Genomic DNA, 11,800 nt, shown 5'->3' with positions numbered 1-11,800 from the left:
TTGGTACCTTTTCTTTGCTGTGCGATTAGAAGCGGAAATGTGAGAAAGCTTTGTTAGCTTCTGCCATACGGTGAACTTCTTCACGCTTCTTCATTGCTCCGCCGCGACCTTCTGCAGCTTCTAATAATTCGTTGGCCAAACGTTGAGCCATAGATTTCTCACCGCGCTTTTTAGCGGCTTCGCGCACCCAGCGCATTGCCAAAGCAGAACGGCGTGATGGGCGAACTTCAACAGGAACCTGGTAGTTAGCGCCACCAACACGACGGCTCTTCACCTCAACCATTGGCTTAACGTTGCCCATAGCTGTTGAGAAAATTTCGAGTGGTTCTTTGTTTGCTTTTTTCTCGATGTGATCAAAGGCACCGTAAACGATACGCTCTGCAACCGATTTCTTGCCGTCCAACATGAGGACGTTCATGAATTTAGCTACTTCTACATTACCGAATTTTGGATCCGGCAAAATTTCCCGTTTGGGAACTTCACGACGACGTGGCATAACTACTCCTTCAGTTCAGTTAGGGGCGACCCACATGGATCACCCGCTCCGGTTGCCCTACTATCTAAGAAGATTCTTAGACGGGACAACCACTTACTTGTCTTTTAAGTCTGACAAACGAAGACTTACTACAAATACTTCAGCAAAAATCTATTGAAAGATTAAGCAGATTTCTTAGCGCGCTTAGCACCGTACTTGGAACGTGACTGCTTACGGTCTTTAACACCTTGCAAGTCAAGTGAGCCACGAACGATGTGGTAACGAACACCTGGCAAATCCTTTACACGACCACCACGAATCAACACTACCGAGTGTTCCTGGAGGTTATGGCCTTCACCGCCAATGTATGAAATAACTTCAAAACCATTGGTTAAGCGAACTTTGGCTACTTTACGAAGCGCAGAGTTAGGCTTTTTAGGAGTAGTGGTGTACACACGTGTACAAACACCACGGCGCTGCGGACTGTTTTCCAGTGCAGGGCTCTTGCTTTTAACGATCAGCCTGGATCTTGGCTTACGTATTAATTGATTAATTGTTGGCATAAAATAGCTCGGTTAGTACTTCTTTGTTGCTTTCTTCAAGAAAATCAATGACTTAGAGAATTTCTAGGTCAAAAAGACCCTCTTCTGAATCAGTAGAACTCAGCATTCTAGCTTGGCCAGCCTTTTCCGTCAACCAAATGGGGAAAAAACTGGCCATTTCTGGCCAGAATTACCAAATTAGCTCGGATCAGCCTCCCCAGCAGGAGCAACGACTTCAGCCTCTATTTCTACAGGCATATTGGCTATTGCTTCCTCTTCGGCGGCAATCATTTGAGCGCGGTCACGCTCGAATTGCTCTCTGACCTTGCGTGCACGGCGGTAAGACAAGCCGGTACCAGCAGGAATCAGACGACCAATAATGACGTTTTCCTTGAGGCCACGGAGTGTATCGGTCTTGCCCATAATGGCGGCTTCGGTCAATACACGGGTGGTTTCTTGGAAAGAAGCCGCTGAAATGAAGCTGTCGGTCGACAAGGATGCTTTAGTAATACCCAACAGCACGTTTTCGAACTGAGCTGGGCGCTTACCTGCGGCAATCACTAAATCGTTAGCGTCATACAGTTTTGAACGCTCAACTTGCTCACCAGTGATGTAAGCGGTATCGCCGCCATCAGTGATCTGCACACGACGCAACATTTGACGCACGATCACTTCAATGTGCTTGTCGTTAATCTTCACGCCTTGCAAACGGTAAACGTCTTGAACTTCATCAACGATATAGATCGCCAACTCTTCAATACCTCTGAGAGTCAAGATGTCATGTGGATCAGCTGGGCCTTCCACAATCATCTCGCCCTTGTTCACAACTTGACCGTCATGAACGAGAACTTGCTTCTCTTTAGGAATCAAGAATTCATTGGCTTCGCCGTCCATATCGGTAATCACCAAACGCTGTTTACCTTTGGTTTCTTTACCGAAGGAAACTGTTCCAGTAACTTTCGCCAAGACAGCTGCGTCTTTAGGTGAACGTGCTTCGAACAATTCTGCAACACGTGGCAAACCACCGGTAATGTCGCGAGTCTTCTGTGATTCGATTGGAATACGGGCCAATACTTCACCAACTTCGACTTTCTGACCATCCTTAACAGTAATCAAAGCGCCTACTTGGAGGCCAATGTTTACCGGATGATCAGTACCGGCGATCATGACTTCGTTACCCTTGTCATCAACCAAGTTGATCATTGGGCGAACGCCTTTGCTTGCTGCAGAACGACGCTTACCGTCAATTACCACCAAGGTGGAAAGACCGGTAACTTCGTCTACCTGCTTAGCAACGGTTACACCTTCTTCAACGTTGTCGAAGCGGGCGATACCAGCGTACTCAGAAATAATCGGACGTGTTAATGGGTCCCAAGTCGCCAAGCTTGCGCCAGCCTTAACAGCTGCATCTTCTTTCAACAAGAGAGTTGCACCATAAGGCACTTTATGACGCTCGCGCTCACGACCATTCTCATCAACGATCAAGGCTTCGCCAGAACGTGAAATCACGATCTGCTCACCCTTCGCATTCTTGACAACACGCATCGTGGCAGAGAATTTCAAAGCACCATTAGACTTAGCTTCGATGTTGCTTGCAACCAATGCACGTGACGCTGCGCCACCAATATGGAAAGTACGCATAGTCAACTGTGTGCCTGGCTCGCCGATGGACTGAGCAGCGATCACGCCAACTGCTTCACCAACGTTTACCAAACCACCGCGACCTAGATCGCGTCCGTAGCACTTCGCGCACAAACCAAAGCGAGTTAAGCAAGACAATACTGTGCGAACTTTAACTTCGTCGATACCCAATGCAACGATTTGATCAACGTGATCTTCGTCGAGCAAGGTGTCGTTCGGAACAATGACTTCTTGTGTGTCAGGATGAACGATGTCACCGATACATACACGACCCAAAATGCGGTCACGCAATGCTTCGATAATTTCGCCGCCTTCAACCAGCGCCTTCATGGTTACACCATTAGTTGCGCCGCAATCATCTTCGATCACCACGAGATCTTGAGTGACGTCGCATAAACGACGTGTCAAGTAACCCGAGTTCGCTGTCTTCAACGCTGTATCTGCCAGACCTTTACGAGCGCCGTGGGTTGAGATGAAGTACTGCAATACGTTCAAACCTTCACGGAAGTTCGCAGTAATTGGGGTTTCAATGATGGAGCCATCCGGCTTAGCCATCAAACCACGCATACCAGCCAACTGACGAATCTGCGCTGCAGATCCACGCGCACCAGAATCCGCCATCATGTAGATGGAGTTAAAGGATTCTTGACGCACAGTCTTACCGTTACGATCGAGTACGTCAACGTGTGACAACTCATCCATCATTGCTTTACCAACTTGGTCGCCTGCAGCACCCCAAATATCAACCACGTTGTTATAACGCTCTTGATTGGTTACGAGACCTGACATGAACTGCTTGTCATACTCCTTAACCTTGGCAGATGCCTCAGTGATGATGCGCTCTTTAGAAGTTGGGATCAGCATATCGTCGATCGCAACTGAGATACCAGCGTTGGTTGCCAAACGGAAACCAGACTGCAAGAGGCGGTCGGCAAAAATCACAGTTTCACGTAAACCGCACTTACGGAATGAAGTGTTGATCAAGCGTGAGATTTCTTTTTTCTTCAAAGGCTTGTTAATTTCCTCGAAAGACATGCCTTTAGGCAAAATCTCAGACAAGATTGCACGGCCAACTGATGTTTGATAGATCTTGGTCTTTTCAGCAAAACGGGCATCGCCCTCTGCCTTCTTGTCCACAATCTCAAACTCAGTAATACGAACAGCAACACGAGAAGCCAATTCAACTTGACCTGCTTCGTATGCACGTACTACTTCAGTAATGTTAGCGAAAACCATGCCTTCGCCTTTACCGTTGATCTTGTCACGTGTAGCGTAGTACAGACCCAACACCACGTCCTGTGACGGAACGATTGATGGCTCGCCGTTAGCTGGGAACAATACGTTGTTCGAAGCCAACATCAATGTACGTGCTTCCATTTGCGCTTCGAGCGACAAAGGAACGTGAACCGCCATTTGGTCACCGTCAAAGTCCGCATTAAATGCCGCGCAGACTAATGGGTGCAATTGGATTGCTTTACCTTCAATCAGCATTGGCTCGAAAGCCTGAATACCAAGGCGATGCAATGTAGGCGCACGGTTCAACATGATTGGATGTTCACGAATGACTTCTTCGAGAATGTCCCAAACGATTGGAGTCTGGCTTTCAACTTCTTTCTTTGCAGCCTTAATCGTGGTTGCAATACCCAAAGTCTCAAGCTTGTTGAAAATGAATGGCTTGAATAATTCCAAGGCCATTAATTTTGGTAAGCCGCACTGATGCAACTTCAATGTAGGGCCAACCACGATGACTGAACGACCAGAGTAGTCAACACGTTTACCCAACAAGTTTTGACGGAAACGACCGCTCTTACCTTTAATCATCTCGGCCAAGGACTTGAGAGGACGCTTGTTAGCGCCAGTCATAGCCTTACCGCGACGACCGTTGTCGAGCAATGAGTCAACCGCTTCTTGCAACATCCGTTTTTCGTTACGAACGATGATCTCTGGTGCGCGCAACTCTAACAAACGCTTTAAACGGTTGTTACGGTTGATCACACGACGGTAGAGGTCGTTCAAATCTGAAGTAGCAAAGCGACCGCCATCCAATGGCACCAATGGGCGCAATTCAGGTGGCAATACTGGCAATACTTCCATGATCATCCAGTCAGGCTTGATGCCTGAAGTCTGGAACGCCTCGAGCACTTTTAAGCGCTTAGCGTATTTCTTGATCTTGGCATCGCTACCAGTGGCTTTTAAGTCAGCACGAATAGTCTCTACTTCACGATCGATATCAATCGAACGCAAGAGATCACGAATACCTTCCGCGCCCATGATGGCAGTAAATGCACCATCACCATACTCTTCAGTCTTAGCAATGTATTCGTCTTCAGACATGATCTGACCACGCTTCATCGCGCCTTCAGGAGTCATGCCAGGATCAACCACTACATATGCTTCAAAGTAGAGAACGCGCTCGATATCACGCAATGTCATATCGAGAACCATACCCAAGCGGGATGGCAAGGACTTCAAGAACCAGATGTGCGCTACAGGGGCTGCCAACTCAATATGGCCCATGCGCTCACGACGTACCTTAGCGAGAGTAACTTCAACGCCGCACTTCTCGCAGATTACGCCACGGAACTTTAAACGCTTGTACTTACCGCATAAGCACTCGTAGTCTTTGGTTGGTCCAAAAATCTTGGCGCAGAACAAACCATCACGCTCGGGCTTAAAAGTCCGGTAGTTGATGGTTTCTGGTTTGCGTACTTCACCAAAAGACCATGAGCGAATTTTCTCAGGAGATGCGAGACCAATTTTGATGACATCAAACTGCTCTTCGCCCTGCGTTTGCTTAAATAAATCGAGCAATGCTTTCATATCAGTTGCGCTCCATGTCAATGTCAATACCCAACGAACGGATTTCTTTTACCAGCACGTTGAAGGATTCGGGCATGCCAGCATCAATCGTGTGCTCGCCCTTGACGATGTTTTCATAAACCTTGGTACGGCCTGCGACGTCATCGGACTTCACTGTCAGCATTTCCTGCAAGACATATGAAGCACCGTATGCTTCGAGGGCCCAGACTTCCATCTCACCAAAGCGCTGACCACCGAACTGAGCTTTACCGCCCAATGGCTGTTGCGTTACTAAAGAGTAAGGTCCGGTTGAACGTGCATGCATCTTGTCATCGACCAAATGGTGGAGTTTCAAGACGTGCATTACGCCAACAGTGACTGGACGCTCAAATTGGTCGCCAGTTCGGCCGTCGCACAAAATCATTTGCTGACGTGAAGGGGTCATCTTCAAAGATTTAGCAACATCTTCTGGATACGCCAACTCGAGCATGCGTCCGATTTCAGCTTCAGTAGCACCATCAAACACTGGAGTAGCAAATGGCAAGCCTTGGCGGAGATTCTCAGCCAAAACATTGATCTGCTCATCAGTGAAGTTGTCGATGTCTTCAACACGACCTGTTTCGTTATAAAGCTGCTTGAAGAACTTACGTAATTCAGTTTGCTTAGCGTGCTCACGAACCATCTCGTCAATACGCTTACCAATACCTTGGGCAGCCCAACCTAAATGGGTTTCCAAGATCTGGCCAACGTTCATACGGGAAGGAACACCCAATGGGTTCAAGACGATGTCAACAGGGCGTCCGTCAGCCATAAATGGCATATCTTCAGCTGGGGCGATTTTAGAAACCACACCTTTGTTACCGTGACGACCGGCCATCTTGTCACCAGGCTGTAAACGACGCTTAACGGCCAAGTACACCTTAACCATCTTTGTTACGCCAGGCTGTAAATCATCGCCCTGGGTAAGCTTGGTGCGCTTCTCTTCAAAAGCCTCATCAAATTGCTTACGCTTCGCTTCGATAGAAGATTTAATTGCTTCAACTTGTGAGGCAACCTCATCATCTGCTGGACGAACGTCAAACCAATGGTATTTATCTAAGCTGGCAAGGTATTCCTTGTCAATCTTAGTGCCTTTAGCTAATTTCTGAGGACCACCATTGGCAACTTTACCAATCAACAGTTTTTCTAAACGCATGAAGGCATCGCCCTCAACAATACGCAACTGGTCGTTCAAGTCCAAACGATAGCGTTGTAATTCTTCTTGAATAATTGCTTGTGCACGTGCATCGCGCTCAATACCTTCACGGGTGAAGACTTGAACATCAATAACAGTACCGATCATTCCTGAAGGAACGCGCAAAGAAGTATCTTTAACGTCAGATGCTTTTTCACCGAAGATCGCACGCAGCAACTTCTCTTCCGGAGTGAGAGTAGTCTCGCCCTTTGGAGTTACCTTACCAACCAATACGTCGCCAGCTTCAACTTCAGCACCGATGTACACAATACCGCTCTCATCCAAACGGGAGAGTTGTGACTCTGCCAAATTGGAGATATCGCGAGTAATTTCTTCTGAACCAAGCTTGGTATCACGCGCAACCACTGACAACTCTTCAATATGAATAGAGGTGTAACGGTCGTCAGCAACAACTTTCTCAGAAATCAAGATTGAATCTTCGAAGTTGTAACCGTTCCATGGCATAAATGCCACAGTCATGTTTTGACCCAAAGCCAATTCACCCAAATCGGTAGATGCGCCGTCAGCAACAACGTCACCACGCGCTACGCGATCACCAGCCTGAACGATAGGACGTTGGTTAATGTTGGTGTTTTGGTTTGAACGGGTGTACTTGATGAGGTTATAAATATCCACACCAACTTCACCAGCAGCTGTCTCATCATCGTTTACACGAATCACAACACGGTTAGCGTCAACATAATCAACGATACCGCCGCGAGACGCCAAAATAACTGTGCCGGAGTCAACCGCAACAATACGCTCTAAACCTGTACCAACCAATGGCTTATCCGGACGCAAGCAAGGAACTGCTTGACGCTGCATGTTCGCACCCATCAACGCACGGTTTGCATCATCGTGTTCTAAGAATGGAACGAGTGAAGCGGCAGCAGAAACGATCTGGCTAGGAGCAACGTCGATGAAATCGATGCGCTCTGGGCTAACCATCATGGTTTCACCAGCTTGACGAGCAGAAACTAATTCGTCGGCCAACTTACCGCTCTTGTCGATTGTTGCGTTTGCCTGAGCAATCACATACTTTGCTTCCTCAATCGCAGAGAGGTAAACCACTTCATCGCTTACCTTGCTATTGGAAACTTTACGGTATGGGGTTTCTAAGAAACCATGCTCATTCAAACGCGCAAATAACGCGAGTGAGTTGATCAAACCAATGTTTGGTCCTTCGGGAGTTTCAATTGGGCAAACACGTCCATAGTGAGTTGGATGCACGTCGCGCACTTCAAAGCCTGCGCGCTCGCGGGTCAAACCACCAGGTCCCAACGCAGAAATACGACGCTTGTGCGTGATCTCTGAAAGCGGGTTGGTTTGGTCCATAAACTGGGACAACTGTGAAGAACCGAAGAACTCACGAATCGCAGAAGAGATTGGCTTACTGTTAATCAAGTCATGCGGCATGAGGTTTTCTGTTTCGGCTTGGCCGAGACGTTCTTTAACCGCACGCTCAACACGTGACAAACCAGCACGGAATTGGTTTTCAGCCAATTCGCCAACGCAACGTACACGACGATTACCTAAGTGATCGATATCGTCTACTTCGCCTTTGCCGTTACGCAAATCTACGAGGGACTTAATGGTGTCGAGAATATCTTCGTTTGACAGAACCATTGGGCCTTCCATTTCTGGACGGTTCAAACGGCTGTTGACCTTCATACGGCCAACGCGTGACAAATCGTAAGTATCTTCGTTGTAGAACAAGCGCTGGAACAAGGCTTCTACAGCATCTTCTGTTGGAGGCTCACCAGGACGCATCATGCGGTAGATGGCGATACGAGCAGCCATTTGATCCGCTGTTTCATCAGTACGCAATGTCTGAGAAATGTATGCACCAGAATCCAAATCATTGGTGTAGATAGTTTCTAATTGCTTGATGCCTGCATCGCGCAATGTAGCCAATACCTCTTCAGTGATTTCATCATTAGCGTAGGCCAAGATTTCACCAGAATCTGGATCAACAATATTGCGTGCCACTACACGACCAATTAAATAGTCGTCTGGTACAGCGATTGTTTTAGTTTTAGCAGCTTCGAGTTCACGAATATGCTTTGCATTGATACGCTTGTCTTTTTGAATGACAACAACGCCATTCTTGTCGAGCACATCAAAGCTAGCCAACTGACCACGCAAACGCTCTGGCACAAATTCCATTGAACCGCCGTTAGCAGCTAATGAGAAATGGTCAAAGTTAAAGAAGTTAGCAAGAATCTGTTCGTTGTTTAAACCAATTGCTTTGAGCAAAATGGTGACAGGCATCTTACGACGACGGTCAACGCGGAAATAGAGAATGTCTTTCGGATCAAACTCGAAATCGAGCCATGAACCACGGTAAGGAATGATGCGTGCTGAGAACAGCAACTTACCTGAGCTATGTGTTTTACCCTTATCGTGCTCGAAGAACACGCCTGGGGAACGGTGCAACTGAGAAACGATCACGCGCTCAGTACCATTGATCACAAAAGAGCCATTTTCTGTCATGAGTGGAATTTCACCCATGTAGACTTCGCTCTCTTTTACCTCTTTAACCTTAGTAGGCGCTTCGCGATCATAAATAATCAAGCGAACTTTTGCGCGCAAGGCAGAGTGGTATGTGTAACCACGCTGTTGACATTCTTTAACGTCAAATGGTGGCTGTGATAACTGGTAAGACACGTATTCCATACGTGCATAGCCGTTGTTAGACACAATTGGGAATGCTGATGTAAAGGCAGCTTGAAGTCCCTCAGTAAGACGAGACATTGCTGGCTTTTCAGCCTGTAAAAATTTAGCGTAGGATTCCAGCTGCGTTGCGATCAGGTACGGAACCTGGTGGTTATTTACTCGCTTAGCAAAGCTTTTACGGACTCGCTTGCGTTCGGTGAAGCTATAGTTCATTTCATCTCCGAATTCAGCGACTGTACAAAGATTTGGCGATTGGCCACTACCAATCACTGGCGGACAACACTAAACCGATAGATCTAGTGTCCGACCAAACTTGCATTCTGCAGTCGTATCAGAAGGCAAACCCGATTTCAATCAGAAATGAAATCGGGTTTGACCTCTAGAGGTCAAACCCAACATGGCTAACGCCCCTTTTTGAGAGGCGCCAGCATTGTATGTATTACTTGAGTTCTGCTTTAGCGCCAGCTTCTTCAAGCTTCTTCTTAGCTTCTTCAGCCGTCTTCTTATCAACAGCTTCTTTGATTGGCTTCGGTGCACCGTCAACCAAGTCCTTAGCTTCTTTCAAGCCAAGACCAGTAATTTCGCGAACTGCCTTAATTACTGAAACTTTGTTTGCGCCAGCTTCGAGCAAGTTAACAGTGAATTCTGTTTGCTCTTCAGCAGCAGCGCCGCCAGCTGCACCAGCAGGACCAGCAACAGCCATCGCTGCAGCTGATACGCCAAACTTCTCTTCGAATGCTTTAACCAAGTCGTTCAAATCCATAACGGACATGCTACCTACTGCATCAATGATTTCTTCTTTAGTAATCGCCATTTTTAGCTCCTAATACTTAAATAGTTAATCTGTCGCTTATTCAGCGGCAGGGGTTTCAGGTGTTTCTGTTCCAGCTTCTGGGGCTGCGGCTGCAGGCTCAGCACTTGCTTCTGGAGCGGCGGCTTCAGCAACTACTTCTGCTGGGGCTGCTGCTACTTCTGCTACCGGTGCTGCAACAGGAGCAGGTGCTCCTTCTGCCTTTTGTGCTGCTACTGCACCCAATACGCGAGCCATCGCAGAAACTGGGGCCAACATCACGCCCAACAGCTGAGATAACAACTCGTCGCGGCTTGGAATAGACGCGAGGGATTTAACACCCGCTACGTCCAACAACTTGCCGTTATATAAGCCAGCAGTAATGACCAGCTTGTCTTGAGTCTTAGCAAAGTTCTGCAATACTTTTGCCGAAGCAATCGGATCAGCAGAAATGCCGTAGATCAAGGGGCCAACCATCGAATCGGCAAGAGGCTCAAACTGTGTGCCTTGTGCAGCACGGCGTGCCAATGTGTTCTTCAAAACGCGAAGATATACACCTTGGTCACGTGCGCTAGCACGTAGCTTTGTCAACTGCTCTACTGGAATACCACGGTATTCAGCGAGCACGACAGTTTGGGCTCCAGCCAATTGAGCGCCGACATCAGCAACAATCGCTTTTTTGTCTTGTACATTCAAAGGCACGGTTTAACTCCTAAAAAACCAACTGTTTCCAGTTGGGGTTACACACCAGCGTCTGATCATTTGTTCACAAGGTTCTTGTGAAAATCTTTTCAGGGTCGCCATCTGCGCTGGCTATTACTTTCGTAACGATTAAGAATTCATCCCTATAAAAGCAAACTCATTCACCAACGGTCTTTGATGTTCGACTCTCACTCAAAGAGTGGGAGTCGACCCAAAGTTCTTTTTTGCTACAGGCTAATTAAGCTGCTGCCTGTAACGATGCTTGGTCTACGCGTACGCCTGCACCCATGGTGCTGCTTACGGCAACCTTCTTTAAATAAATACCCTTAGATGCAGGTGGCTTCGCTTTATTCAAAGCCTCGAGCAATGCGAGCAAGTTGGATTTCAATGCAGTTGGCTCGAATGAACGACGGCCAATGCTTGCGTGCACGATACCGGCTTTGTCCACACGGAACTGAACTTGACCAGCTTTTGCATTTTTAACTGCAGTAGCAACGTCAGGAGTCACTGTTCCAACTTTTGGATTCGGCATCAAACCACGTGGGCCCAATACTTGACCTAAAGTACCAACAATTTTCATTGTGTCTGGAGATGCGATCAAAATATCGAAATCAATTTTGCCGCCTTTAATTTGTTCAGCAAGCTCTTCCATGCCAACAATTTCTGCACCAGCGGCTTTAGCTTGTTCAGCCTTCTCGCCTTGAGCAAAAACAGCTACACGAACATGCTTACCTGTACCAGCCGGGAGCACTACTGCGCCACGCACAACTTGGTCAGATTTCTTAGCATCAATACCCAACTGAACAGCAACGTCAATAGACTCATCAAACTTAGCAGTTGCACACTCTTTAACAAGGTTCAATGCGTCATCTAATGAATAGAACTTGTTGCGATCAACTTTAGATTGAATTGCTTTTACGCGTTTAGATAATTTAGTCATG

6 protein-coding genes and 1 pseudogene are annotated in these 11,800 nt (G+C 47.3%); all 7 read right to left on the bottom strand.

Annotation, left to right across the window (positions count from 1 at the left end; translation table 11 throughout):
• Window positions 1-25: 25 nt before the first annotated feature.
• The 7 genes and pseudogenes from rpsG to rplA all read right to left on the bottom strand — a co-directional run bounded on the left by rpsG (window position 26) and on the right by rplA (window position 11,799).
• Entirely contained in the window at window positions 26-496 is a 471-nt protein-coding gene (gene rpsG, locus VC182_RS07070; RefSeq protein WP_011901897.1) for a 30S ribosomal protein S7, read from the bottom strand.
• A gap of 161 nt (window positions 497-657) precedes the next feature.
• Window positions 658-1,038 (bottom strand): 30S ribosomal protein S12, encoded by a 381-nt coding sequence (gene rpsL / locus VC182_RS07065; RefSeq protein WP_072582063.1) that lies wholly within the window; start codon window positions 1,036-1,038, stop codon window positions 658-660.
• A gap of 177 nt (window positions 1,039-1,215) precedes the next feature.
• A complete protein-coding gene (gene rpoC, locus VC182_RS07060) occupies window positions 1,216-5,478 on the bottom strand; it encodes a DNA-directed RNA polymerase subunit beta' (protein ID WP_323484935.1) in 4,263 nt (1,420 codons plus the stop codon).
• 1 nt (window position 5,479) lies between these two features.
• Window positions 5,480-9,580 (bottom strand): DNA-directed RNA polymerase subunit beta, encoded by a 4,101-nt coding sequence (rpoB, locus tag VC182_RS07055; protein ID WP_323484934.1) that lies wholly within the window; start codon window positions 9,578-9,580, stop codon window positions 5,480-5,482.
• Window positions 9,581-9,806: 226 nt separating this feature from the next.
• Entirely contained in the window at window positions 9,807-10,181 is a 375-nt protein-coding gene (rplL, locus tag VC182_RS07050; protein ID WP_011901893.1) for a 50S ribosomal protein L7/L12, read from the bottom strand.
• A gap of 159 nt (window positions 10,182-10,340) precedes the next feature.
• Window positions 10,341-10,859: pseudogene (gene rplJ / locus VC182_RS07045) on the bottom strand (50S ribosomal protein L10); the annotation flags it as partial.
• 238 nt (window positions 10,860-11,097) lie between these two features.
• Window positions 11,098-11,799, bottom strand: a complete 702-nt coding sequence (rplA, locus tag VC182_RS07040) for a 50S ribosomal protein L1 (RefSeq protein WP_071464433.1) — start codon at window positions 11,797-11,799, stop codon at window positions 11,098-11,100.
• Window position 11,800: the final 1 nt, after the last annotated feature.

It is taken from the genome of Polynucleobacter sp. AP-Nickl1-40-C4 (assembly GCF_035012665.1).
Classification (GTDB): Bacteria; Pseudomonadota; Gammaproteobacteria; order Burkholderiales; family Burkholderiaceae; genus Polynucleobacter.
The sequence above is the reverse complement of the archived record's forward strand: the minus strand, read 5'-3'. Positions and strand labels throughout refer to the sequence as shown.